This window comes from Mycobacterium kyogaense, from assembly GCF_003254575.1.
Classification (GTDB): Bacteria; Actinomycetota; Actinomycetes; order Mycobacteriales; family Mycobacteriaceae; genus Mycobacterium; species Mycobacterium kyogaense.
This window is the reverse complement of sequence record NZ_QJUA01000011.1, coordinates 1-24,535: the sequence shown is the minus strand read 5'-3', so window position 1 is coordinate 24,535 and position 24,535 is coordinate 1. Positions and strand designations below refer to the sequence as shown.

The window sequence follows — 24,535 nt, the reverse complement described above, 5'->3', positions numbered from 1 at the left end:
TATCGACTGCACGCCGGTTCTAGGAACCGAGATGCCACAGCTTGTTGGCGAGCAGGAGCTCGAGCTTGTGGACGACGGCGCCGAGCGCCGCCCGGTCCCCGACGAATCCCGCGTAGAAGCCCATGCCCCACAGCACCGCGACCAGCATCTCGACCAGGTGGTCGACGTCGGTGTCGGAGCTGAGCTCCCCCCGAGCGATCGCGTCGCCGACCGCCCACGCAACGAAGGAGCGCGAGTTCTTCAGCGGATCGTGGTCATCGCTGACCAGCTCGGGATGACGCTGGGTCTCCAACACCGAGGTGACCAGGAACGCCGCCGCGGAGCGATCCTCGGTGTCGACCTGCGTGGTGGCTGCGAGAAAGGCCGCCAGCCGGTCGACCAGGCCGGTGCGTTCGCGGGCGCGCGAGACTCCGGTGCTGATGATCGTCGCGTTGGTCTGCTCGACGACTTCGCCCCACAACACACGCTTGCTGGCAAAGTAGTGATTGATGGCTGGTCGGGTCAGATCGGCCCGGACGGCGATCGCCTGGAACGTCGCGGCGTCGTATCCGAGCTCGCTGAACACCTCGCGCGCGGCCAGCAGAATGCGCTCCCGCGTCTCGGCGGCCTTCGCCGCGGGGGGACGACCTGGGCCTCTACTCGCCGTGTAAGGCACCCCGAAATTGTGCCACACGTCACCGGCAGTACCGGCACGCCGTCTTTTTCAGCCCCGCAGTGCCGATTCGAGCAAACTACGGACCACATTCTCCGGGTCACGGCGGTCATGTACGCGCGAGTCGAATTAGAGTTTGAACATGGGGGCAACGGGGTCACGGGAATTGTTTTTTCAGGCGGGGTTCGACGTGCTGGCCGAATCCGGGTACGGCGGGCTGAAGCTGGCATCGGTGTGCAATCGGCTCGGCGTCACCAGCGGGTCGTTCTACCACCACTTCGCCAGCTGGTCGGAGTACACGCGTCAGCTCGTCACGGACTGGCGGGACAGGATGACGGTCCGCGTCGAAGAGGTGGGCGACGATCCCGATCCGCGGCGCCGGCTGGACCGGCTGATCGAGGGCGGGTTGACTTTGCCGCACGGCGCAGAGTCGGCGATCCGCGTGTGGGGGTCGATCGATCCGCTCGTGCGCGACACTCAGGCCGCGGTGGACCGTCACCGTTTCGACGCGGTGTTCGAGTCGGCTTTGCAAGTATTGGGGCACAGACGGCAGGCTGAGCTGTTCGCATCGTGGTCGATCTACCTGCTCGTCGGGTACGAGCAGGCGCTTCTGCCGCGCGACCCGGAGGGATTGGAGTGGCTGGTGACCCAATTGCTCGAGAGTTTGGATGCCGGGCGGTTCGCGTCGGTGCCCGACAGTGACTGAAACGGCCGGCAGCGAGGTCGAGGAGGCGCCCGTCGAGCATGTCGTGGCGATGCTGCGGGAGCGTCTCTACGGGGCCATCTCGTGTCTCGCCACGCTGGTGGTGCTGACGCGCTACACCGAAGACGACACCAGCGGCTGGGCCCGGATGCTCGACGTCGCGGTGACGATGGGTGGGTTGTGGGCGGCCAGCCTGTTGGCCGACTGGGTCGCTCACCTGGCCGTGCACGAGCAGGCGCCGCACGGTATGGAGCGCTGGCGGATCCTGCAGGCGTCGGGGCAGATCCTGCAGGCCGCGGCGCTGCCTCTGGCGGCGCTGGCGACCGCCGGATTCGGGCTTCTCGACACCGACACCGCCATGTGGGTCGCGAAATGGATCCTCGTCGGCGAGCTCGGGTTGATCGCGTTGCTGGCGGTGCGCCGCACCCGGTTGCCCTGGTGGCAGCAAATCCTCACCGTCGCCACCCTGGTCGCGGTCGGCCTGCTCGTCATCGCCGTCAAGGTGCTCGCGCATTGACGACTGCGCCGACGCTCGACGTACGCGCCCGCATCGTTCGCCGGATGCATCAGCGCGATCCGGACAACGATGCGCTGCGTCGGGCTGTGCGGGCGGCGACGGTGGTGCCGATCGCCGCGGGTACGAGCTTCCTGGTCGGCGGCGGGAACCCGCAGACGGCGCTGTTCACGCTGTTCGGTTCTGTCGCGCTGCTGGTGTTCTCCGATTTCCCGGGCAATCGGCAGAACCGTGCCGTGGCCTATGCGGGCCTGGGCCTCAACGGGTTCGTGCTGATCACGCTGGGCACGCTGATCGCGCCGTATCCGTGGCCTGCGGTGGCACTGATGTTCGCCCTCGGTGTGGCGGTGACGTTCTCGGGGGTGTTGAGCGAGACGGTCGCGGCCGGGCAGCGGGCCACGCTGCTGACGTTCGTGTTGCCGGCCTGCACGCCGCCCGGGCCGATCGGTGAGCGACTGGCGGGCTGGGCGATCGCCCTGGCCGTCTGCGTGCCCGCGGCTCTGTTCGTCCTGCCGCCGCGCCATCACGGGCAGTTGCGGAGGCGCGCCGCGCGGGCGTGCCACACGCTGGCCGACCGGATCGAGGGCACGGCGAGCCCGGGCGATGTGCGCCGCGCGATGGACCGGCTGCGGGAGACGTTCCTGGGGGCCGATTTTCGGCCGGTCGGATTGACCGCAGGCAGCAGGGCGTTGGTCCGGGTGGTCGACGACCTCGAGTGGGTGTCCGATCGGGTGGGGCAGGACCCCGGGGTCACGCTGCGCGACCGGAAAGCGGTGGTGCATGTGCTGCGGTGCGCCGCGGCCGTGCTGCGGATCTCGCGCCGGCCCGCCAGGGACGTGGCTCGCATGGAATTGGACGCAGCGCTCGAGGTGCTGCGCACCACCGCGCGGGGTCGCTGGCGGGAAGACCTCGACGAGATCCTCAGCGCTCCCGACGACGACTGCGCCGTCGCGTTGGGCCGTGCGTTGTTGCGGCGGCGCACCATCGCCGCCACGATCGGCGCGACGGGGCGCATCATCGCCGCCGCCGCGGCGGCAGACGCGCGCCCCGTGTGGGCCCGCGCCCTCGGGTTACGCCTGCCGCCGACCGGTGCGTCGGACCGGCTGCTCCCGGAAGCCGCGGCGGCGGCGCAGATCACCTCTGGTTTCCTCGCCAATCGCGCGGTGGCGGTACGCAACAGCGTCCGCACCGGCCTCGGGTTGGCCATCGCGGTGGCTGTCACGCACATCTTCCCCGTCGAGCACGGGTTCTGGGTGGTGCTGGGGGCACTGTCGGTGTTGCGCAGCAGCGCTCTGTCCACCGGGACACGGGTCTGGCGGGCGGTGACGGGGACGGCGATCGGGTTCCTGCTCGGCGCCCTGCTGATCGGTCTGGTCGGGGTGGATCCAGTCGTGCTGTGGGTGCTGATGCCGCTCGCGGTGTTCGGCTCGGCCTACGTTCCCGAGATCGCCTCGTTCACCGCCGCGCAGGCCGCGTTCACGATGATGGTGCTGATCTTCTTCAACCTGATCGTGCCCACGGGGTGGCAGGTCGGGCTGATCCGGGTCGAGGACGTGATCGTCGGCGCGCTGGTCGGAGTAATCGTGTCGGTGCTGCTGTGGCCGCGGGGCGCGACGGCGTCGGTGACCCGGGCGATCGATTCGGCGCGGGCGGTTTTCGCCGGCTACCTGTGGGCGGCCGTGCTGCGCATCACCCGCGGCGCGTTCGAAGAACGCAACGACGAGGTGGCCACGCTGAGCCATCGCGCGCTGGCAGCCTCCCGTGTCATCGATGATGCTGTGCGGCAATATCTTTCGGAGGGCGGTGGCGACTCAGATTTCCGGGCTCCGGTGGTGCGGTCGTTCCACCGGGCGATCCGGCTGCGCGCCGCGGCCGATCTGATCGCCGACATTCCGACGCCGCCGCCGCTCGCGGCGTACCCGGCGGTGCGCGAGGTCGTGGAGTCGCACGCCGAGGCGATCCGCGATCGAGTGCTCGGCGGCACGGCCAGTTCGCCGCCACCGGTCAGCGACGACTTCGTGCGGGCGCTGAGGAGCGAGATGCGCGAGAAGGCCGCGGACAACGATCTCGGCATCTCGGCGGCGCTGCCGTTGCTCACCGTCGCCGCCCTGCTGGGCGAACTGGAGCTGATCTACCCGGCGTCAGCGGGTTGACCGATGCGGCGTCAGCGCGTCCGGCGGGATGGTCCCGAACCGGCCGGCGTTGAAGTCCTCGACCGCCGCGATGAGCTCGGACTTCGAATTCATCACGAAGGGGCCGTACTGGAACACCGGTTCCCGCAGCGGGCGGCCGCCGAGCAGCAGCACCTCCAGCGCGGGACGATGCGCGTCCTGGGTGGGTGCAGCGGAGACGGTGATGCGGTCGCCGGGGCCGAGGACCGCGAGCTGCCCCTGTTCGATCGGATGGCCGACGGGGCCGACTGAACCGCGGCCCGACAATACGTAGACGAGCGCGTTGAAGTCGCGGTTCCACGGCACGTCGAGCTGGGCGCCGGGCGCAACGGTGGCGTGCGCCAACGTGATCGGGGTGTGGGTGGCTCCCGGGCCGGCGTGCCCGCCGATGTCGCCGGCGATCACGCGGACCAGCGCACCGCCGTCCTCGGAGGCGACCAGACCGACCTGCGGGCCCTCGATGGACTGGTACTTGGGGGCAGCGAACTTGTCGCTGCGGGGCAGGTTCACCCACAGCTGGATGCCGTGGAAGAGGCCGCCGCTCTCGACCAGTTCGGCCGGCGGGGTCTCGATGTGCAGGATGCCGGAGCCCGCGGTCATCCACTGGGTGGCGCCGTCGGTGATCATGCCGCCGCCCCCGTGCGAGTCCTGGTGGGCGAAGCGGCCGTCGATCATGTAGGTGACGGTCTCGAAGCCGCGGTGGGGGTGCCAGTCGGTGCCGCGGGGCTCGCCGGGCTGGTACTCCACCTCCCCCATCTGGTCCATGTGGACGAACGGGTCGAGGTCGCGGGCGTTGACGCCGGCGAAGGCTCGGACGACGGGAAAGCCCTCCCCCTCGTAGCCGCCGGGGCCGGTGGTCACCGAGCGCACGGGACGTTCGGTGTCGGCGGGCGTCGGTCCGGACAACCGGGGCAGAGTCAGGGTGTCGGCTGTAATTGCGGGCATGTCCTTCTCAACCGGACCGCAGTCCGATTCATTCCTGGCGTCGGCGCCTCTGGTGTGCACTCAGGTCGCGCAATCCGCCTGATCGGCGCTCTGGACGCACACCAGGCGTCAGCCCAGCACCTCGAGCGCGGCGGCCCGCGCCTCGGCGGCACTAGCGGTGGCCAGCACGGCGTCGGCGGCGTCACGGCACTGCTCGAGCGTCACCTGTGCGAGTTTCGCGCCCACACCCTGCACTGCCGCGGCCGCTGCGGACAGGGACGTCACGCCCAGGCCGGTGAGCACACACGCGAGTAGCGGGTCGGCCGCGGCCTCGCCGCACACTCCGACTGGCTTGCCCGCGGTCGCTCCGGCGCGCACGGCCATCGCCACCAAGGCCACGACGGCGGGCTGCCACGGGTCGGTGAGAGTGGCCAGATCGGCGGACATCCGGTCGGCAGCCATCGTGTACTGCGCGAGGTCGTTGGTGCCGATCGACAGGAAGTCGACGTGTTCGAGGATGCGGTCGGCCAGCAATGCTGCGGCCGGCACCTCGATCATGACGCCGGGGGTGAGGCCGCGGCTGCGCACCTGCTCGGCGAAGTTCTGCGCCTCCAAGGCGGTCGCGATCATCGGCGCCATCACCCAGGGCTGCTGGCCGGTGCGCTCCGCAGCAGCGGCGATCGCGTCGAGCTGGTTGGCCAGCAGGCCGGGGTTGTTCTCGGCGATCCGGATGCCGCGCACGCCGAGCGCCGGGTTGGCCTCGTCGGGGTGGCCGGCGAACTTCAGCGGCTTGTCCGAGCCGGCGTCGAGCGTGCGGATCACCACCTTGTGGCCGGCGAACGCGTCGAGCACCTCGCCATAGATCTGCGCCTGCTCGTCGACGGTGGGCTCGGCATCGGTGTTCAGGAAGCACAGTTCGGTCCGGAACAACCCCACGCCCTCGGCCGGGGTCTCGCGTGCGGCGCGGGCAGCAGCACCGTCCTGCACGTTGGCCAGCACCGCGACCTGATGGCCGTCGGCCGTCGCGCCCGGTCCCGTCCACCCGGCGGCCGCGGCGGCCACGCGTGCGGCGTCGTCCACGGCGGCTCGCGCCTCCGCCTCGTCTGGGGTCACGGTCACGGTGCCCCGGGTGCCGTCGACCAGCACTGTCGTGCCCACGGGCACGTCGTCCAGCCCGGCGACCGCGACGACGCAGGGAATGCCCAACTGCCGGGCGATGATCGCGGTGTGGCTGGTGGGCCCGCCCAGCGTGGTGGCGAGCGCGACGATCAGTGAGGGATCGAGCCCGGCGGTGTCGGCGGGGGCGAGGTCCTCGGCGCACAGCACCGACGGCTCGTCGGGCAGCGGCACGCCGGGTTCGGGCAGTCCGTTGAGCTCGGCGATCACCCGGTCGCGGATGTCACGCAGGTCGGTCACCCGCTCGGCCATCAGGCCACCCAGCTTGGTGAACATGTCGACGAACTGGTCGATCGCGCCGGTCACCGCGCGCACAGCGGGTGCGCCGTCGGCGATGCGTTTCTCGGCGGCGCCGAGCCAGCCGCGGTCCTGCGCGAGGGTGGCCGTCGCGGCGAGGACTTCTGACGCCGCCCCGGTCGCGTGCGCGGCGCGCTCGCGCAGTCGGGTGGCCACGGTGGCGGCGGCCGCGCCGAAGCGTTCCTTCTCGGCGGGCCGGTCGGCCTCCGCGATGTCGGGCAGGGCGCCGACGTCGACCTTGGGCAGCGTGCCCGGGCGGATCACCGGTGCGTAGGCGACCCCGGTCACGACGGGGACCCCGTGCAGAACAGTGCCGGATGCGGCCGAGTCGGTGACCTGTGAGCTAGACAGAGACGTCGCAGTCATGTGAACCAGGTTACAAGAAACCGTTGACAAGTCAACACGTTCAGGAGTAAAACCAAACATATCAACAACCAATCGCACATATCCCCACACAAACGGAGCTCCATGTACCCCGAAGAGCGTCAGCAGGCGATCGCCTCGCTGGTGATGGCCAAAGGCCGCGCCTCGGTGACCGAGCTCGCCGCGGCCTACGACGTCACCACCGAGACGGTGCGTCGCGATCTCGCGGTCCTGGACAAGGCGGGCATCGTGCGACGGGTGCACGGCGGCGCCGTGCCGGTGCGGGCGCTGCACCTCGTCGAGCCCGGCGTCGGCGAGCGCGACGTCACCCGCTCCGAATACAAGGATGCGATCGCCGCGGCGGCAGCCGAGTTCTTCCCGCTCAGCGGCGCGACCGTGCTCCTCGACGCGGGCACCACCACCATGCGGATCGCCGCGCACCTACCCACCGATCGCGAACTCGTCGTCGTCACCAACTCCGTGCCGATCGCCGCGCGCCTGGCCACCATGCCCACGGTGTCGCTGCAGCTGCTGGGCGGACGGGTACGCGGGGTCACCCAGGCCGCCGTCGGCGAGCAGACGCTGCGGGTGCTCGACACCCTGCGGGTGGACATCGCGTTCATCGGCACCAACGCCATCAGCGTGCGGCACGGGCTGTCCACTCCCGACAGCGACGAGGCCGCCGTCAAGCGCGCCATGGTGCGGGCAGCCAATTACGTTGTCGTCGCCGCGGATTCGTCCAAGGTGGGCCGGGAGGACTTCGTCAGCTTCGCGCCCATCACCAGTGTCGACACCCTCATCACGGACCCGGAGATCAGCGCCACCGACCGGTCCGCGCTGACCGATCAGGGCATCGAAATCGTCTGCGCAGGAGACCAGCTGTGATCGTCACCGTCACCCCGAATCCGAGCATCGACCGCACGGCGTCGCTGCCGTCGCCGCTGACCCGCGGTGCGGTACACCGGGTCACCTCGGTGACCGATCAAGCCGGCGGCAAGGGCGTCAACGTCGCCCGGGCGCTGACGCTCGCAGGCCTCGACGCCCTCGCCGTCCTGCCCGCAGCCACCAATGACCCGTTGATCACCGCACTGCAGACCGCGGCGGTGTCCTTCCGTGTGGTGAACTCCGCCGAGCCCGCGCGGACGAATCTGACGATCACCGAACCCGACGGCACCACCACCAAGATCAACGAACCGGGCGCGACGCTCGACGCGGCGACGGTGGCGGCGCTGACCGATGCGGTGCTGGCCGCCGCCGACGGCGCCGACTGGGTGGTGATGTCCGGTTCGCTGCCGCCGGGGATGCCGACGTCCTGGTACGGCGACGTGGTGGCGATGCTCGCCTCGTACCGCTGCCGAGTCGCCGTCGACACGTCCGACGCGCCGCTGGCCGCGCTCGTCGCGTCACTCGAGCGCGGCGCCCCCGACCTGATCAAGCCCAACGCCGAGGAACTCGCCGGCGTGCTGGGCCTCTCCCCCGAGGTTCTCGAAGAGGCCGTCGCACAGGGTGATCCGGAGCCGGTCGTGGCCGCCGCGCGCCAGCTCGTCGACCGCGGAGTGGGCGCAGTGCTCGCCACCCTGGGCGCCGAAGGCGCTGTGCTGGTCGACGCGAACGGCGCCTGGATGGCGACCCCGCCGCCGATCGTGCCGCGCAGCACCGTCGGCGCCGGCGACTCCTCGCTGGCCGGCTACATCCGCGCCGAAGTCGGTGGCGCCGTCTCCCCGCAGCGGCTGCAGATGGCCGTCGCCTACGGCAGCGCCGCCGCGGCGCTACCGGGAACCACCCTGCCCTCACCCGCCGAGATCGACCTGGCCGCCGTCCAGGTCGCGCCGATCTCTCCGATTCCCGCCACCCAGTAACGCTCGACGACGAAAGTAGTGATCATGTCCAGCTCCACCACTGCACCGCCGATCATCACCTCCGATCTGGTTCTCCTCGACGTCGCCGTCGACGGTGACAAGCAAGCCGTCATCGAGCGGATGGCCGGCGCCCTCGGCGCGGCCGGTCGCGCAAACGACACCGACGGGCTCGTCGGTGCCGCGATGGCCCGCGAGCAGCAGTCGGCCACCGGCCTGCCGGGCGGCATCGCGATCCCGCACTGCCGCTCGCCCTACGTCGACACCCCGACCATCGGGTTCGCCCGGCTCAGTCCCGCAGTGGATTTCGGCGCCCCCGACGGCCCGGCCGATCTGGCGTTCCTCATCGCCGCGCCGGATTCCGGCGGCCAGGAGCACATGAAGCTGCTGTCCAGCCTGGCGCGTGCGCTGGTGCGCAAGGACTTCGTCGAATCGCTGCGCAACGCGTCGTCGGCCGATGAGGTCGTGAGCTTGGTCGACGCGGTGGTGAACCCGGCACCGGCCGCTCCGGCTACTGCTCCCGCGGCGGCCGCCGCCGCTCCTGCCGCTCCTGCCGAGAAGCCGGCCACCAAGACGCTGATCGCGATCACCGCCTGCCCGACGGGCATCGCCCACACCTACATGGCCGCCGATGCGCTGGCCGCGGCGGCCAAAGAGGCCGGCGTCACGATGGTCGTCGAGACGCAGGGCTCGTCCGGCAGTACCCCGGTGCCCGCGGAGACGATCGCCAAGGCCGACGCCGTCATCTTCGCCACCGACGTGGGCGTCAAGGATCGCGGTCGCTTCGCCGGCAAGCCGGTGATCGCTTCCGGGGTCAAGCGTGCGATCAACGAGCCGGCCAAGATGGTCGCCGAAGCCGTTGCCGCAGCAGACGATCCGAACGCGCCGCGGGTTGAGGGGTCCGCGGCGACGGCATCGGCAGGGTCCGCACCCGGCGGCAACGTCGGGTGGGGCACCCGTACTCGGCAGATCCTGCTGACCGGTGTGAGCTACATGATTCCGTTCGTCGCCGCGGGCGGTCTGCTGATCGCGCTCGGCTTCCTGTTCGCCGGGTACGAGATCGCGAACAAGCCCGAGGGTGAGACGCAGTCGCTGGGCAACATCATCGCGCTCAACAACTCGCTGACCAACCTGCCCAGCGGTGGCTTCGCCCAGTATCTCGGCGCGATTCTGTTCAGCCTCGGCGGTCTGGCGTTCAGCTTCCTGATTCCCGCCTTGGCCGGCTACATCGCCTTCGCCATCGCCGACCGGCCCGGGCTCGCGCCCGGCTTCACCGCGGGTGCTCTCGCCGGATTCGTCGGCGGCGGTTTCATCGGCGGCATCGTCGGCGGCGTCATCGCCGGCTTCGCCGCGCTGTGGATCAGCAATATCAAGGTGCCGCAATGGTTCCGCGGGTTGATGCCGGTCGTCATCACGCCACTCGGCGCGTCCCTGGTGGTCGGTCTCATCATGTTCTTCCTCGTCGGCCGCCCGCTGGCCCTGATCAACACCGGCCTGACCAACTGGCTGAGCAGCATGTCCGGCACCTCGGCGATCCTGCTCGGCGTGATCCTCGGCCTGATGATGTGCTTCGACCTCGGCGGCCCGGTGAACAAGGCGGCCTACGCGTTCGCCACCGCCGGACTCGCCGCCTCGACCACCGCGTCGATCCAGATCATGGCCGCCGTGATGGCCGCCGGCATGGTGCCGCCGCTCGCCATGGCGCTGGCCACCACGGTCCGGCCCGGACTGTTCAGTGAGCCCGAGCGCGAGAACGGGCGCGCCGCATGGCTTCTCGGTGCATCGTTCATCTCCGAGGGCGCCATCCCGTTCGCCGCGGCCGACCCGCTGCGTGTCATCCCGTCGATGATGTTCGGCGGCGCGATCACCGGCGCGCTGTCCATGGCGTTCGGTGCGACGTCGCGGGCGCCCCACGGCGGCATCTTCGTGCTGTTCGCGATCGACAACAAGCTGGGCTTCGTCATCGCTCTGCTGGCCGGCACGGTCGCGGCCGCTATCGCCGTCATCGCGGCGAAGCAGTTCCTCAAGCCCAGTGCGGCGAAAGCCGAGCGCGAGCTCGTCGCCGCCTGACCACTACCTTCCACTCACCACCCACTGAAAGAGGAGAGTTCATGCCCACCAAGACCGTCATCGTCGGCTCGTCCATCGGACTGCACGCCCGGCCCGCGGCGATCATCGCCGAGGCCGTGGTCAACGCCGGTGTACCCGTCACGCTCTCGGTCGACGGCGGTGAGCCGGTGGACGCCGGCTCGGCGCTGATGATCATGACCCTCGGCGCGGGCAACGGCGCGCAGGTCACCGTCGCCTCCGACGACGAGGCCGCGGTGAACACGATCGCCGAACTGGTGCAGAAGGACCTCGACGCGTAAGGGGCGCCGCGCCCCGAAAGAAAGCGGAACGACCTCCCTCCGCGGGACCTTAGGCTTTCCCATGTGCCCGCACCGCAGACCTCTGACGTGACCTTTTGCGCCGCGATCGAGGCGGCGCTATGTTTGCTGACATCGGTACGGGCAGTGCCGGTCAGGAAACAGGGAGCGGGGGGTGACCAGTAGTGCGGCGACTGTCTTCTCTGTTTGCTGCACTACTGCTGGTCGTTCTGCTGGCACCGCCCAGCGCGCAGGCCATCGAACCGCCGATCATCGATCCAGCCGCGATCCCGCCTGATGAGACTGGTCCTGATCAGCCGATGGAGCAGCGCCGGGTGTGCGCTGCGCCCACAGTCTTTCCCAATTCGAACTTCGCTGACCGGCCATGGGCGAGCGACTACCTGCGACTGGCCGACGCGCAGCGGTTCGCAACGGGAGCCGGGATAACTGTTGCTGTGATCGACACCGGCGTCAACGGGTCGCCGCGAGTCCCCGCCGAGCCAGGCGGCGATTTCGTCGATCAGGCCGGTAACGGCATGTCCGACTGTGACGCACACGGCACTTTGACCGCCGCAGTGATCGCCGGTCGGCCCGCCCCCACCGACGCCTTCGTCGGCGTCGCTCCCGACGCCCGCATCCTGTCTCTGCGGCAGACCTCCGACAGCTTCCAGCCGGTCGGCACGCGGACCGACCCCAACGATCCCAACGCGACACAGACGGCGGGGTCGCTGCGCAGTCTTGCCCGCGCGATCGTGCATGCGGCCAACCTCGGCGCGCAGGTGATCAACATCAGCGAGGCCGCCTGCTACAAGGTGACCCGCCCCATCAACGAGAGCGTCGTCGGCGCAGCCGTGAATTACGCCGTCAACGTCAAGAACGCGGTGATCGTCGTGGCGGCCGGGAACACGGGCGCCGAGTGCACGCAGAATCCGCCGCCGGACGCCGCGGTGCCCGCCGATCCTCGGGGCTGGCGCAACGTGCAGACCATCGTGTCGCCGGCCTGGTATTCGCCGCTGGTCCTCTCCGTCGGCAGCATCGCCCCCAACGGTCAGCCGAGCGCCTTCTCGATGCAGGGGCCATGGGTCGGGGCCGCCGCACCGGGCGAGAACCTGGTGGCACTCGGCTACGACGGCAACCCGGTCAATGCACTCCAGGGTGAGGACGGCCCGATCCCGATCAGCGGTACGTCGTTCTCCGCGGCCTACGTGTCGGGGCTCGCAGCGCTTGTCCGGCAACGCTTCCCGGAGCTGACCGCGGCGCAGGTGATGAACCGCATCACCGCCACGGCACGTCATCCCGGCGGTGGTGCGGACAACGTCGTCGGCGCCGGCGTCGTCGACCCGGTCGCGGCACTGACCTGGGATGTGCCGCCCGGCCCGGCCACTATCCCGTATCAGATCAAGGCGATTCCCCCGCCGGTGTACGTGCCGCCACCGGACCGCAGCCCTATCACATGGGTCGTGATCGTCGGCGCGAGCGTGGCCGCGGCTCTGGGGATCGGTGCGATGGCGCGGCGAGCGTTGAGGCGCCGATGAGCAGGGTGCTGTCGCTGTTCGGGGTGCGATTCACCACCGGGCACGCGCTGTGGGCGGCGGTGCTGATCCCCGCCTGCCTGTTGCTGTTCTCCCAGATGCATCTGATGTGGCTGGGCATCACTTTGGCAGTGCTGATCGGCATCGGCGCGGTGTTCACGCTGCGCGGCCGTCGCGTGACCGGTTGGATCGCAGCGCTTTTCGCGTGGCGGCGGCGGCACCGCCAGCCGCCCCCGGCGCCGTCGGAACCAGCGGTCGGGGCGACCGTGATCCCCGGTGACCATGTGGCGCTGCGCTGGCAGGGCGACTACGTCGTCGCGGCGATCGAGCTGGTACCCCGTCCCTTCACGCCGACGGTGATCGTCAACGGTGCCGCATTCACCGACGACGTCGTCGACACGCGCACCATCGACGAGCTGCTGGCCGCCTACTGCCCCGATCTCGAGGCCGACGTGGTGTCAGCCGGGTACCGGGTCGGCAGGACCGCGCCGTCCGCACTGGTGGCCCTGTACGACCAGGTGGTCGGGCCCTACCCGGCGCCGGCGAACCGTCGGACCTGGATAGTGCTGCGAGCCGATCCGGAGAAAACCCGAAAGGCGGCGCTGCGCCGCAACACCGGGGTGGCCGGGCTCGCCCAGTACCTGATGGCGTCCACCACGCGGATCGCCGATCATCTGGCGAGCAAGGGTATCGACGCCCGCCCCGCCCGCAGCTTCGACGATTTCGACCGTGCGACCGAGATCAGCTTCGAGCGCGAAACATGGTCGATGATCAAGGGGCGCAGCACGTTCACGGCCGCCTACAGTGCGCCCGGCGGTCCCGACGTGTGGTGGTCGGCCCGTGCCGACCACACGCTGACGCGCGTCCGCATCGCGCCCGGCGTCGCGCCGACGACGACGGTTCTGCTGACCACCCTCGCGAATCCCTCGACACCGCGCGGTTTTTCGTGTCTGTTCGGCGGCCAGCGCGCAGCATTGTTGGGCGAGAGCCCCGTCACCGACCGGCACTACGAGGTGCCGATCGGATCGGCCGGCATCCTCGTCGGCGAGACCGCGGACCGCTACCCGGTCTACATGCCGTTCGACGACGTCGACGTCAGCATCAACCTGGGCGACGCGCGACTGTTCACACAGTTCGTCGTCCGCTCGGCCGCGGCAGGCGCCGTCGTCACGCTCAGCCCGCAGTTCGAGGAGTTCGCAGGTTACGTCAACGCGCGCATCGGGCAGGTCGCCAAGGTGGCGTGGCCGACAGCGACGACGTATCTGGGGCCGCATCCGGGGGTGGGCCGAGTCATGTTGCGCAGCACCTACATCGCCACGCCGCGGCACAAGCAGCTGCCGATTCGGTTGATCAACCCGCGGGAAGAGAGCCGGTACCAGACGGTGCTGGAAGGAGAACGCGCATGAGCGATGAGGTGCGGGTCCAACCGTCGGACCTGAGGGCCAAGGCGAACCAGATCCGAGGACTGACGTTCGCTTCGGCGCAGGCGCAACCGCCGTTGATCTCCGCCGATGCGCTGATCATCGCCAGCGTCGCGGTGACCAACATCTCACAGAACGCCGAAAACCTCTGGGCCTACCAGGAATACGGCCGTCTCGAGGGGCAGCGCCTCGCGCAGACGCTGGACAACGTGGCGGCCGCCTATACGCAGATCGACCAGCAATCCGGTGAGGGCATCGGCTCGACGTTCGACGTGCCGGGTGGTGCACCGGGCGGCGGTCCGGTGATGCCGAAGGCGGTGGACATCCCGGCACCTCCACGCCCACCGAAGATGCCGATCCCGAAAGGGCAGTTGGCGTCCGAACAGGGCTTCATGGATCCCGAGTCGACGCAGACAGCCCTGGATTCCGGTGACGACGCAACCTCGCTGCGGGCTGCCGCCACGATGTGGCGGGCCAACGCCGACTCGCTGGCCGCATCGGCCGAGGAGTTCGAGGTCAATTCCACGGATTGGGAGGGCCAGGCGGCCGACGCGGCGTACGCGAAGTTCAATGCCTACCGCGACTGGCTGATCTCCCTGTCGGGAGCGTGGAAACGGTTGGCGGACGAGGCCGATGTCGCGGCGAATGCGCACAGCAAGGCGAAGAGCGATCATGAACCGATCGCGCAGCGCTACCGCGAGTTGTCGCAGCAGGTGGTGGACAACCCGCCCTACAGCCCGGCCTGGGTCGACGCGATGAACAAGATCGCCGACGAGCAGAAGAAGTCCGAGGAGCTGCGCAACACCTACGCGCGGGAAGCCGTGGTCAATCAGATCGACGCGGAAGAACCGCCGGCACCGGTGATGTCGGGCATCCCGGTCACTCCCGAGGACCACCGACGGGCGAAGCCGTATCGGGAGGGCGAGCAGCAGGGCGGCGGAGGTGGCGGGCAGCAGGCGCCCGGCGGCTCGGGCGGTGGTGCCCCCCAGGAGTCGCCGACGTCCCCGATGTCGGCTGGCGATCCGGCGGCTCAGGCAGCGCAGGCCGCCCAGCAGGCGGGGCAGCAAGCCGGTCAACAGGGCGGCGGATCGCCGAGCGGCGGCTCTCCTGGCGGACAACCGGGCGGCGGTCAGCCCGGCGGCGGCGCTCCTGGTGGCGGGATGCCGGGTCTCGGCAAGGGTGATCCGAAGTCGCCCAGTGACCCACGGTTGCGCCCGGCAGCGGCCAAGGGCGGCGGCGGGGCAGGGGCCGGCGGTGGTAGCGGCGGCGGTGGGCTCGGCGGTGTTCCGTTGCAGCCCGCGGTCAGCGCCGAGACAGTGGCGCCCACGCCGTATGCGGCATCGGCCGGTCCGGCGGCGGCCGGAGCAGCCGGTGCAGCTGGCGGAGCCATGGCCGGCGGCGGTGGGATGGGCGGCATGGCGCCGATGCACGGCGCACACGGCGCCGGCGGCAGCGGTGAGAAGAAGCGGAACCCGCAGCTGTCGCAGGACGAGGAGATCTACGTCGAGGAGCGCCCGCACACCGAGCCGGTGATCGGGCTGCAGGCGCGTCGGCGCCCCGGCTCCGAGGGCACGAGGAAGGAGTCGTAGTGAGCGAGGACATGCACCCCGAGGTGGAAGCGGTTCTGCGACAGGCGCGTCGGCTGCAGTCACTGATGGACGAGCAGCTCGACAAGATGGCCAGCGAATCGTTCACCGCGGCCGACGAAACCGAGACCGTCGAGGTGACACTGAACGGGCATCACTGGTTGCAGGACGTCTACATCCAGGACGGTCTGCTGCGGCTGGGTGCAGAGACGGTCGAGGGCCGGGTCAACGAGGCGCTACAGAAGGCATCGGCGGATGCGGCGGCGTCGATCGACGCGGACCGGGAACGCATCGACGCGGTGGTCGCGGAGATCACTGCGGAGATGACGCAGGAGTAGTCCGTCCGCGTAGAAGGGCGACGTAGGGCAGCCGACTTAGACAGATCTGACGATTTGTCTGCAAAGATCCACGGTGATGACGGCTTACCAACCCGCGCTGAGGCTTGCCTCCACGTGAGCAGACCTGACCAGATCCGCGATGCGGCGATGAAGTGTTTCGCTGAGGACGGCATTGCCAACACTTCGCTGCGCGCGATCGCCGAGGCCGCGGGCGTGAGCCTGGGTTTGGTGCAGCACTATTTCGTCACCAAGAGCCAACTGATCGACGTCATCGATCAGCATGTGCTCTCGATCTTCGGGCAGGTCCAGGCCGAGCCGTCCTCTGGGTCAGACGCTGAGGATCGCGTCGGCGATGCGGGCAGCCGACTGGCTCAGCTGATGTCCGAGAATCCCACGGTGATGGACTACGTCGGCAGGGCACTGGCTGAACGCGGCGAGGTCGGCAACACCATCTTCGACGGCTTCTACGCCATCAGTGCTCAGCAGGGTGCTGAGTTCGCCGCTCAAGGCCTCACTCCTGACGACTTGGATCCGTTGTGGGCCAACATGTTGCCGCTGATCCTGCGTGTCGGAACCATCATGTTGCGGCCGTACATCGAGCGACACGTGGACGGCTCACTGTATGACCCCGAACAGACGGCCAGGTGGGACGCTGCGGTCACCCGGTTGATCCGGCAAGGACAGATGAAGTGACGGACCGGACTGTTGCGCGGTGGGACGTGACGTCAGCTGGGTTGTTGTTCGGGGTCGTCGTCGGCGGGCGGCTCTGGCGGCGCTGAGGTCTGCGTGGTGGGACGTGACGTCAGCTGGGTTGTTCGGGGTCGATGTCGGCGGGCGGCTCTGGCGGCGCTGAGGTCTGCGTGGTGGGCGGACGCGTCCGACGCCACCGGTTGGAGAGGACCTCGGAAGCGTTGATGATGACGTCCTGCCAGTCCTGCACCGCGATGCGGCGTTCGTTACCGACGGCATCTGAGGCGGTCAGTTCACCATGATCGATGCGGAGGTCGGAACCGGCACCGTAGGTGAGGCGTTGTCGATCGACCAAGGTGATCACGAAGGCGCAGTTGACATAGTCGGCGCTGTCCGGGCGTGGCTTAACCATTGAGCCGCGAGGAGGCCGCAGGTGCCATGGCTAGCGACGAAATCGGCATCACGGTGTAGGTCCTTCCGTCGTGCCGCGGGTTTTGCAACCACCTGTTGCTAGCAACATCTCCGCTTTGCTTGAACTGCGTCAACCTATGGCTCTTTCCCGCTGACGATACCATTACGATATGGCTGTATTGTTGCGGGAAACTACGCAGCTGTCCCCGTTGACGATGCCAGGACGGGCGCTTCGTCGTCGGTTTGTCACCGGGCGACCCCGGCTCAGCGGGCGTCGCAGTGCGGGCGGGCGCATTTTGCTGCTGTGGCTGGCACTGCTATGTCGCCTTTCACACCGAGGCATGACGGTTTCAAACCCAACCCGCCTGGACTCGCGCCTCGTGCAATGGCACCCATCTCGACCGGATTTGGGGTGCGTTGAAGAACGCAGAGTTCTCTAACGGGGATTGAGATTAGGCGTGGCGCCAGAGAAATCGGTGCCCTAAGGCGCCTGCAGCGTCTCGTAAGCTGGATTGGTCAAACGTTGGCGATAGCCGTCGCTGAAATGCGCTGACTGGGAGGTTGGGATGTTGCGGCAAAAACCGGAGCGGTCTGCATGACGATGCCGCCGTCCGGCCAATGGCCGCCGCCACCGCAAGGTCCACCGCAGTACTGGGGCCCGCCACTCCCGCCGCCAAAAGGTGGTGGAAAGACGAAGTGGGTACTTGGCGGACTCGGCGTCCTTATCGTTGTAGTGGTCACGGTGGTGGCCACGTTGATGCTTACACGCAACAGCAGTCACGGGTCGGCACGGCCGTCAGGCCCTCCGGAGTCGACTACTCCTCCTACGGCAGCCGACGTTGCCAGCGCGGACGATCGGGGACCCGTCAGCATCGTTACCGAGGACCCGACTTGCGCCGCCTGGGGCCCCATTAACGACACGCTGACAGAACAACTCGCGAAGGGCTGGTCTAACCGCGACCCGTCCGTGCCATCGGCGTCTTGGACACAACAGCAGAAGGAGCAGTATCAGCAAGCTGCTAAAGCCATGGGAAGCGCTGCTGACCAAACCGTCCCTTTGGTGTCAAAGACGCCACACCGGGTGATGCGCGAGCTTTACGCCCAGACAATCGCCTATCTACGCGCCTACGCAGCCGCTACACCGAACTACGTGCCGTCGGACGATCATCTGGCCAACGTATCGACGGCAAGCTCCAACGCGTTGGTTTGGATTTGCTCGGCGATCTCTACTGGTTCTGCTGCGTCAAGATCGCAGCTCGTCCCTGCCACGAGTGCACCGGTAGAAGTTGCCCCGATAGGTGACCCGATCCAGCCGTCGCGATTCATGACCAAGGCTTCTCCTGTGTGCCCTGATTGGAAACAGACAGCGTCAGAATTTGACGCAGTGAGCTCGGATTGGCTTGCCTCGAATCCGAATATCCCCGTTAGTCAGTGGTCTCCTGAACAGCAGGCGATCTATGCCGCGGTCGCGGCGCCGATGTCGGCCAACGCGGACCAACTCCAAGAGATGGGCATTCGCAGCCAAAGTGCAGTGTTTGCAGATTTCGCTGACCTCGCAGCGCTTTACAGCCGGGCATACGTGCAGTCCTTCGCAACCTACGTGCCGGCCGACGCGTATCTTGCAAATGCCTCGGCTCAACTCGTGGCAGTCAATAATCAGGCTTGCTTAGCGGCGGAGAATTGAATGGGGGTCGGCAAAACATCGGGCGAATACATCGAAGAGATGACCGAGCCCCTCGGTTGGCCCGAAATCGATGAGGACGCGCTTCGCAAGCAGGCCACACAGTACCTAAATCTCCGCAACAAGGTCCATGCAGTCTGCACCCAATGGCAGGACCGAAAGACGGAGATATTCGACACCGGCACCTGGAGCGGCGATGCCGCTGACGCAGGTCGATCTGCTCTCCAGAAACGTATCGTGGATCTCCAACAGCTTGAGATGCACCTGGCAAAGGCGTATGCCTTCTACAACTTAGCTGCGAGCAGCGTTGCGGAGGCGAAGCTTGCTGTGAACAAGAACCTCCTGAGCGCGCAGGCGAAGATTGAGGAAATTCGAAATCGCCCAACAAATCCGGAACTCCGCGAGTTCGAGCTGAGCGCATATCTCGGAGCTCAGAACGGACTAAACTCGGGACTTGTCGCCGGAGCCGCCTCGAAGATACCGGTTTTCGATCTCTGGAATCCGCCTATTGATTCGATCCCAGAATTCTCGCCGCCGAGCCCGACTCAACCCGGCGCCCCCCAGCCCCCACCGACGACCTTGAATTCTCAGTCAGGTAGTACTCAGCACGTCATCTCTCCTGTGAAGAATTCGACACCTACCCCCATAGCTTTAGCAGGGCAACAAGGCGGATCGACTAATCCGAAAATAGAACAGGGCGAAATAAGTTCGCCGACAACGCCTCAGGCGACCACAGCCAACGCGCCCGCACTGGGTTCACAACCACCATCCGCCGCTATTCCGAGCAGTACAGGTGGAAGCGGCTCGCCTGTAACGACTGGCTCCGGGTCTACTCCTGGGGGTGGCGCTAGCTCGGCGTCGACAACTTCGGCCAGCGCGTCGTCCAGTAATGCCGCTCCTGCATCGGGCACTCCTTCGAGCGCGGCTGGCGGCGCGGGCGCCCCGAACCCAAGCGCTTCTGGGACCGGCAATCCGAATACGACCCAGTCAGCGAACTCCTCCGCCGGTTCCGCCAAACCCACGACCATGCAGCCGATAGCGAGCCAACCGCCCGCGCCGTTGTCCTCCCCCGCACCAGCGAGTGCTCCCGCCCCCGCGCAAGCTCCGGTCAACCAGGCCGCAGCTGCTGCACCTCCCGCAGGTGGCTCTGCAGGCGGTGCTTCTGGTGGCGCCATGGGTGGCGGGTCGGCCGGCGCCGCACCGGTGGCTTCTGCCCCGACCGGGGCACCCGCATCGCCCCCGCCGGTGCCACTCGGACCTCCCACCACGCCAGCACCTCCGGCACCTCCGGCACCTCCGGCACCTCCCGCGCCGGGTACCGCACCCGCCGCCACCGGTCCAGGCGTCGCTCCGATGTCGGCTGCCAGCGCCGCCAACGCCGCGGCTGCGCCTGCACCTGTTCCAGTGTCAGCGAGCCGCGCCGAACGCGACGCAATTGCCGCCGCCACCACCGCAGGAGCGTTGCGCCGCAATGCAACTGGTAACGATCCGCTCCAGCGTGCCCGCCACATCGCCGCCGCCCTCAACGTCGGTGTCATGGACTTCGGCTTCTTCTGGGTCACCGGCGTGACCATGGACGGCACCATCGTCGTCGCCAACAGCTACGGCCTGGGCTACATCCCCGACGGCGTCCACCTCCCCGACACCGTCAAAATGGCCTCCGCCGACGAAGCCATTCCCCTCTCCGAACGCGCCACCTGGGCCACCTACCCCATCCTCGCCATCCAGCGGTGGGCTCAACACCACGACAAGAAACTGCGCGCCGTCGTCGCGACCGAAGAGCAGTTCGCCACCTTCGACCCCGGCGTCGCGAAAGTCATCCTCACCGCCGACGACATGCCCGAGAGCGGAAAGATGCAGGGCCGCAGCCGGTTAGACGTCATCGCACCCGCAGCCGCTCAGCAACTCAACGCCGCCAGCGACACCGGACTCACCGAACTCCTCCCCCCGGCACCAGCCGACCAAGAACCACCCGCCGACGACACCGCCAAACTCTGGTTCGAGGTCGCCAAACCCTTGATGAGCACCAGCCCGCAACGCGGCACCGCCCATCTGCAGGCCTTCGTCACCTACGCCGAGCACGCGCAGGTTCACGCACTCCACCGCGCCCACACCGCAACAGACGCTGCGACTCAGCGGCAGGCTATTGCGGATTGGGTGTACTGGCAGCACCTCGCGGTGATGATCGGCGACGCAGTCAACGCCACCGCGACCGTCTGATCAGCCGCCGGGTGCCGGCATCGGAACACCGGCGATGTTGCCGCCCGACGCCTGATCGGTGCTCTCGTATTTGTCGGCAGCCGACGTGAGATTCCCGCCGAAAGTGCGCGCCGCGCTGGTAATCGCGATCATCTGCTGCGCCACTGACTCTTTGGCCGTCAGGCACGCCCCCGCCGTCTTCAGACCCGGCACGGCCGCCGCCGCATCGGCCAGCGGCGTTCCCGGGTCCAAAGACACGAGCTTGTCCGCGACACCCGTGAAAGACGTTCCGGCAGAACGCAATTCACCCGGATTGACCTGCAGTGAGCCCGTCACAGATTGATCCGATCATCTGCGGCCCGATGCCGACCCGGCGTCTCTTCGTCGGCCTTGTCCTTCTGCTCTGCCTCCGGGGCTCGCTCCGCGCCCGGATCGCCGCCCGTAGCGCCGTCGTTCGCGCTCTCAGCTTTCTCGGCCTCGGGTATGTCGATGCCCGACCCCGACTCACTTCCGCCACTACCGGCACCCCCCGCGCCACCAGCGCCGCCGAACTGGCCGACCATCTGCTGCACCTGCTGCCCCACCTGCTGCGCACCCTGCATGATGCCCTGCGGTACCTGCTGCACGGCACCCATCATCTGCATCGGCATCTGCGTCATCTGCGAGGCCATCTGCATCGGCATGCTCATCATCTGGCTCATGCCGCCGCCAGCTGATCCCGCGGCGCCAGCCCCCGCACCTGCAGCGCCACCGGCTGCACCCGACAAGCCGCCACCGACCCCGGCCGCGTTCTGCATTTCGGCACTGATCGCACCGCCGAGTCGCTGATCGGTCGCCGTGTAGGCATTGGCCGCGTTCGTGACGTTGCTCGCGGTTTGCGTCGCCTGGGTCTTCACCACGGGGAGCTGCTCGTAGATGGGCCCTTCGACAGCCGGGATCTGCCCGATGATCGTGGTCGACAGCGGATCCGTCCCCACCGGCATGAAGGGTTCAGGCGCCGCCGGCAAGTCGGCGGCCGCTGCCGACAATGCGCCACCTGCAGCTGCCAGTGCCTCCGGATCGACTGTCAGCGGAGCGGGATTGGTCACCAGAACCTCCTAGAACCGCAGATTTCGCAACAGGTCGTACACGCCGGCGATCCACAGCAGCATCGGGATGACCGCCGCGATCGTCGCCCCGTCGACGAGCTCGAGGATGCGCTTGGTCACCGGTGACACGCGCCGCACGCCGTCCGTCGCGCCGATCGTGATCACCGCGACGACAGCCACCGCGGTGTAGATCGCGAGCACCAGCCAGGCCTGCTCGGGGTACCAGAGGCACAGGCGCACGGTCACACCCGTCGGGATGATCACCGCCGCCGCCATCAACGCCCAGGCACACCACCGCTCGGCGTACAGCCGAGACCGGAAGCCGCACAGCACCGTCACCAACGCGGCCACGATGAGGCTGTGCAGGAAGAAGTGCCCCTGCACGACAACGGCGATCGCGCCGACCGCGAGGATCAGAGCGCCGGCGGTCAGAAATCCGATCAGCAGCCGTTTGGCCAGCCGGCTGCGCTCGGTGAGCCGCGCCGCGGAGTCGGGCACCGACGCGATGATGGCCTGCCAGGTCTCCGATTCCTCCGACGTGTCATCCGTTGTCACCGGGTCCAGCAGTTCGTCGTTGGCCACCGTCTCGCCCGGCGCCGGGATCGGCGGCAGGGCGATACGTGCCACGGCTACAGTCAGTTTGGCGGCGTTCGTGACGACGATCAGACCGAACGCGATCGCGCCGGCAGGCACCCAGTCCTGCCAGCCGTAGCCGAACGCGACGGCGGCGAATGTCACGGCCGTGGCGACCACCGCGAGGAAGGCAGCGATCTCCGCCCGTCGTCGCGGTCCGCCGCGGGTGGCCAGCACCATCAGCAAGACCAGAGCGCCGGCGCCCGCGATCTGCGGTGAACCCAACGACTCCACGCCGCGCGGTAGCGGAACGGCCAGCGCGACCCCGCCGCCGAGGGTCAGCAGCGACGACACCAGCAGGCTTTCCGCCATATCGAGACTGCCGTAACGGGTTTGGGCAAACCAGCTGCCGCCCATCAGCGCCACGCCGAGCACGCCCAGCGAGACGGGCCACCACCAGTCATGACCCGTCGACGTCCACGACAGGATCGCGACTGCGGTGATCATCAGCGCGACGAGCGGCAGCATCAGCCCGACGAAGCGGTACAGCGCGGTCCGGTTGAACTCCGGGGTCTCGTCGAGCACCGCGATCGCGTCGATGACGTCCTCGACGAGCGGCCGGTAGCGCTCCGTGCGACTGACCGACACCACCGTCAACAGTGAGCCGTCGACCACTCCCGCATCGTCGAGCGACTCCGTCAGCTTGATCGGCGGGGCACCGGGACGCGCGAACGACCACACGCCCTGGGCCTTGAAGTCGAAGCCCTCCAACAGTTCTGGTGGGGTGTCCTCCAGGATGTCGGCGAGCACGTTCACCGTCTCGTCGACGTAGGTCTCGATCGGCGCCGCCGACGGCAGCACCAGATCGGTCATGCGGCGACCCGTCAGGATCGTGACGCGCGTCGTCGCCGGGCGCCCCGGAGTGACGCTCGACGACGACGGGGGTGCGGCGGTCGCGGTCAACGCCGCTCGAGCCTGTCGAAGTCATCGGACAGCGCTGCGGCCAGTTCGACCATGCGGCGCCGGAAGTCCTTGCCCAACAGGTCGAGCTGGATCTCGGTGCCGGCAGCGATGTGCTTGTCCCACGGCAGCACGATGACCCGGCCCGGAGACACGTGGCGCTCGAACTGCTGCACCAGATCGTCGACATCGATGTTCGGCTTGCCCGGCACGACATGGTTGATCACCACGCACGAGCGCCCGAGCAGATCCTGATAGCCGTTCTGCCGCAACCAGTCCATCGTGATCGCCGCCTGGCGTGCGCCGTCGATCGACGCGCTGGCCACGATCACCAGCCCGGAGACCGTCGAGAGCACCCCGCGGGCTCCCGGCTGGAACAGACCCGCGCCGCAATCGGCCAGGACCAGGTTGTAGTAGCGCGACACGATCTCGGTCGCGGAGCGCCAATCCTCGTCGTTGAACTCGCGGCGCGCGGCGCTGTACTCCTCCGACGACAACACCTCGAGGTTCGCGCCGTTCATGCTCGTGTAGGCGCGGATGTCATTGTAGCGGTGAAGTTCCTTGTCGCTCAACAGGTCCGAGATCGTTGCCGCGGACTGGCGGCCGGCCCGGTCGGCGAGGTTCCCGCCGTCGGGGTCGGCGTCGATCGCAAGGATGCGATCGCCTCGAATAGAGCTCAGGGCCGAACCCAGCGCCACCGTGACCGCGGTCTTACCGACGCCGCCCTTGAGGCCGAAGATTCCGATCTGGTACGAGTCGCGGGCGTTGCGCCGGATGCGGTTGTGCAGATCCATCTCGTAGAGCTCGTCGGGCGAGAGCCCCAGGTTGATCCTGGTCAGCAGGTAGATCCAGTGCCGCCAGCCGCGCTGCGAGGGCATCTTGACCGCGGAGCGGACGCCGACGTGGGAGAGCGCGTCGATGGCGCGATGGTTACCCATCGATGCGGCCGACGTCGGTGCGGATTGCACGACGGGCCGGCGGTCGACCTCGACGTCGGCGAAGTGCTGCGACGGTGCCGGCGCGGGGGCCGGGCG

Annotated in this window: 23 protein-coding genes; 14 read left to right on the top strand and 9 right to left on the bottom strand. The window is 68.3% G+C overall.

All coding sequences use genetic code 11. The features are described 5' to 3' along the window. Positions 1-19 precede the first annotated feature (19 nt). The gene (locus DMB80_RS10415) at positions 20-655 is read right to left on the bottom strand and encodes a TetR/AcrR family transcriptional regulator (protein ID WP_046364297.1); all 636 of its coding nucleotides are present in this window, start codon (positions 653-655) and stop codon (positions 20-22) included. A 139-nt stretch (positions 656-794) separates the two neighbouring features. Between DMB80_RS10415 and DMB80_RS10410 the strand changes: the two genes are divergently transcribed. The 3 genes from DMB80_RS10410 to DMB80_RS10400 are packed head-to-tail and all read left to right on the top strand — an operon-like array spanning position 795 to position 4,022. Then, positions 795-1,358: a TetR/AcrR family transcriptional regulator gene (locus DMB80_RS10410; protein ID WP_111509790.1), complete on the top strand. Its 564-nt coding sequence runs from the start codon at positions 795-797 to the stop codon at positions 1,356-1,358. Between the two features lie 49 nt (positions 1,359-1,407). Next, positions 1,408-1,872 carry a hypothetical protein gene (locus tag DMB80_RS10405; RefSeq protein WP_240431116.1) on the top strand — a complete coding sequence of 155 codons (465 nt, stop codon included), beginning with the start codon at positions 1,408-1,410 and terminating at the stop codon, positions 1,870-1,872. Between the two features lie 44 nt (positions 1,873-1,916). Beyond that, positions 1,917-4,022, top strand: coding sequence for an FUSC family protein (locus DMB80_RS10400; protein ID WP_111509788.1), 2,106 nt, complete (start codon positions 1,917-1,919; stop codon positions 4,020-4,022). On the opposite strand, the gene DMB80_RS10395 is transcribed toward DMB80_RS10400, so the two are convergent. Together DMB80_RS10395 and ptsP are read right to left on the bottom strand one after the other, a co-directional pair. Beyond that, positions 4,011-4,985, bottom strand: coding sequence for a pirin family protein (locus tag DMB80_RS10395; RefSeq protein ID WP_111509787.1), 975 nt, complete (start codon positions 4,983-4,985; stop codon positions 4,011-4,013). The two genes, DMB80_RS10400 and DMB80_RS10395, sit on opposite strands and share 12 nt — an antisense overlap. Before the next feature lie 108 nt (positions 4,986-5,093). Further along, positions 5,094-6,863: a phosphoenolpyruvate--protein phosphotransferase gene (ptsP, locus tag DMB80_RS10390; protein WP_111509786.1), complete on the bottom strand. Its 1,770-nt coding sequence runs from the start codon at positions 6,861-6,863 to the stop codon at positions 5,094-5,096. 42 nt (positions 6,864-6,905) lie between these two features. On the opposite strand from ptsP, the gene DMB80_RS10385 reads away from it, so the two are divergent. From DMB80_RS10385 to DMB80_RS10345, 9 genes are all read left to right on the top strand, one after another. Further along, positions 6,906-7,685 carry a DeoR/GlpR family DNA-binding transcription regulator gene (locus DMB80_RS10385; RefSeq protein WP_046364645.1) on the top strand — a complete coding sequence of 260 codons (780 nt, stop codon included), beginning with the start codon at positions 6,906-6,908 and terminating at the stop codon, positions 7,683-7,685. Then, positions 7,682-8,659, top strand: coding sequence for a 1-phosphofructokinase family hexose kinase (locus DMB80_RS10380; RefSeq protein WP_111509785.1), 978 nt, complete (start codon positions 7,682-7,684; stop codon positions 8,657-8,659). The genes DMB80_RS10385 and DMB80_RS10380 overlap by 4 nt, the downstream gene beginning before the upstream one ends. Before the next feature lie 24 nt (positions 8,660-8,683). Beyond that, positions 8,684-10,726: a PTS fructose transporter subunit IIABC gene (locus DMB80_RS10375; protein WP_111509872.1), complete on the top strand. Its 2,043-nt coding sequence runs from the start codon at positions 8,684-8,686 to the stop codon at positions 10,724-10,726. Between the two features lie 41 nt (positions 10,727-10,767). Further along, on the top strand, positions 10,768-11,025 hold the full coding sequence (locus tag DMB80_RS10370; RefSeq protein WP_046364643.1) for an HPr family phosphocarrier protein: 258 nt from the start codon (positions 10,768-10,770) through the stop codon (positions 11,023-11,025). 182 nt (positions 11,026-11,207) lie between these two features. Beyond that, entirely contained in the window at positions 11,208-12,557 is a 1,350-nt protein-coding gene (mycP, locus tag DMB80_RS10365) for a type VII secretion-associated serine protease mycosin (protein ID WP_111509784.1), read from the top strand. Beyond that, on the top strand, positions 12,554-13,960 hold the full coding sequence (gene eccE / locus DMB80_RS10360; RefSeq protein WP_111509783.1) for a type VII secretion protein EccE: 1,407 nt from the start codon (positions 12,554-12,556) through the stop codon (positions 13,958-13,960). Before mycP ends, eccE begins: the two co-directional genes overlap by 4 nt. Further along, positions 13,957-15,564, top strand: coding sequence for a PPE domain-containing protein (locus tag DMB80_RS10355; protein ID WP_111509782.1), 1,608 nt, complete (start codon positions 13,957-13,959; stop codon positions 15,562-15,564). The genes eccE and DMB80_RS10355 overlap by 4 nt, the downstream gene beginning before the upstream one ends. Further along, positions 15,564-15,899: a YbaB/EbfC family nucleoid-associated protein gene (locus DMB80_RS10350; protein ID WP_276131532.1), complete on the top strand. Its 336-nt coding sequence runs from the start codon at positions 15,564-15,566 to the stop codon at positions 15,897-15,899. Before DMB80_RS10355 ends, DMB80_RS10350 begins: the two co-directional genes overlap by 1 nt. Before the next feature lie 114 nt (positions 15,900-16,013). After that, complete coding sequence (locus DMB80_RS10345) at positions 16,014-16,592, top strand: TetR/AcrR family transcriptional regulator (protein ID WP_276131531.1); 579 nt, start codon at positions 16,014-16,016, stop codon at positions 16,590-16,592. 109 nt (positions 16,593-16,701) lie between these two features. On the opposite strand, the gene DMB80_RS10340 is transcribed toward DMB80_RS10345, so the two are convergent. Next, positions 16,702-16,953, bottom strand: a complete 252-nt coding sequence (locus tag DMB80_RS10340; protein ID WP_162938486.1) for a hypothetical protein — start codon at positions 16,951-16,953, stop codon at positions 16,702-16,704. A gap of 1,074 nt (positions 16,954-18,027) precedes the next feature. On the opposite strand from DMB80_RS10340, the gene DMB80_RS28080 reads away from it, so the two are divergent. Next, positions 18,028-18,684, top strand: a complete 657-nt coding sequence (locus tag DMB80_RS28080; RefSeq protein WP_162938485.1) for a hypothetical protein — start codon at positions 18,028-18,030, stop codon at positions 18,682-18,684. A 1,105-nt stretch (positions 18,685-19,789) separates the two neighbouring features. Here the strand turns inward: DMB80_RS28080 and DMB80_RS10330 are convergent. Then, entirely contained in the window at positions 19,790-20,077 is a 288-nt protein-coding gene (locus tag DMB80_RS10330) for a hypothetical protein (protein WP_162938484.1), read from the bottom strand. Positions 20,078-20,085: 8 nt separating this feature from the next. Between DMB80_RS10330 and DMB80_RS10325 the strand changes: the two genes are divergently transcribed. Further along, complete coding sequence (locus DMB80_RS10325; RefSeq protein ID WP_240431111.1) at positions 20,086-20,901, top strand: secretion protein EccK; 816 nt, start codon at positions 20,086-20,088, stop codon at positions 20,899-20,901. On the opposite strand, the gene DMB80_RS10320 is transcribed toward DMB80_RS10325, so the two are convergent. The 4 genes from DMB80_RS10320 to DMB80_RS10305 all read right to left on the bottom strand — a co-directional run. Continuing rightward, positions 20,902-21,216 carry a type VII secretion target gene (locus tag DMB80_RS10320; protein ID WP_111509777.1) on the bottom strand — a complete coding sequence of 105 codons (315 nt, stop codon included), beginning with the start codon at positions 21,214-21,216 and terminating at the stop codon, positions 20,902-20,904. Continuing rightward, positions 21,213-21,968 carry a hypothetical protein gene (locus DMB80_RS10315; protein WP_111509776.1) on the bottom strand — a complete coding sequence of 252 codons (756 nt, stop codon included), beginning with the start codon at positions 21,966-21,968 and terminating at the stop codon, positions 21,213-21,215. The genes DMB80_RS10320 and DMB80_RS10315 overlap by 4 nt, the downstream gene beginning before the upstream one ends. A gap of 9 nt (positions 21,969-21,977) precedes the next feature. Further along, entirely contained in the window at positions 21,978-23,504 is a 1,527-nt protein-coding gene (gene eccD / locus DMB80_RS10310; RefSeq protein WP_111509775.1) for a type VII secretion integral membrane protein EccD, read from the bottom strand. Beyond that, the coding region (locus DMB80_RS10305) for a MinD/ParA family ATP-binding protein (RefSeq protein WP_111509774.1) at positions 23,501-24,535 on the bottom strand (1,035 nt) is incomplete at its 5' end. The genes eccD and DMB80_RS10305, both read right to left, overlap by 4 nt.

Coding starts and splice junctions, on each gene's coding strand:
- eccE (WP_111509783.1), top strand. CDS start 12,554: ATGAGCAGGGTGCTGTCGCTGTTCGGGGTGCGATTCACCACCGGGCAC.
- DMB80_RS28080 (WP_162938485.1), top strand. CDS start 18,028: ATGGGAAGCGCTGCTGACCAAACCGTCCCTTTGGTGTCAAAGACGCCA.
- DMB80_RS10405 (WP_240431116.1), top strand. CDS start 1,408: ATGCTGCGGGAGCGTCTCTACGGGGCCATCTCGTGTCTCGCCACGCTG.
- DMB80_RS10400 (WP_111509788.1), top strand. CDS start 1,917: ATGCATCAGCGCGATCCGGACAACGATGCGCTGCGTCGGGCTGTGCGG.
- DMB80_RS10385 (WP_046364645.1), top strand. CDS start 6,906: ATGTACCCCGAAGAGCGTCAGCAGGCGATCGCCTCGCTGGTGATGGCC.
- DMB80_RS10395 (WP_111509787.1), bottom strand. CDS start 4,985: ATGCCCGCAATTACAGCCGACACCCTGACTCTGCCCCGGTTGTCCGGA.
- DMB80_RS10370 (WP_046364643.1), top strand. CDS start 10,768: ATGCCCACCAAGACCGTCATCGTCGGCTCGTCCATCGGACTGCACGCC.
- DMB80_RS10355 (WP_111509782.1), top strand. CDS start 13,957: ATGAGCGATGAGGTGCGGGTCCAACCGTCGGACCTGAGGGCCAAGGCG.
- ptsP (WP_111509786.1), bottom strand. CDS start 6,863: ATGTTTGGTTTTACTCCTGAACGTGTTGACTTGTCAACGGTTTCTTGT.
- DMB80_RS10410 (WP_111509790.1), top strand. CDS start 795: ATGGGGGCAACGGGGTCACGGGAATTGTTTTTTCAGGCGGGGTTCGAC.
- DMB80_RS10375 (WP_111509872.1), top strand. CDS start 8,684: ATGTCCAGCTCCACCACTGCACCGCCGATCATCACCTCCGATCTGGTT.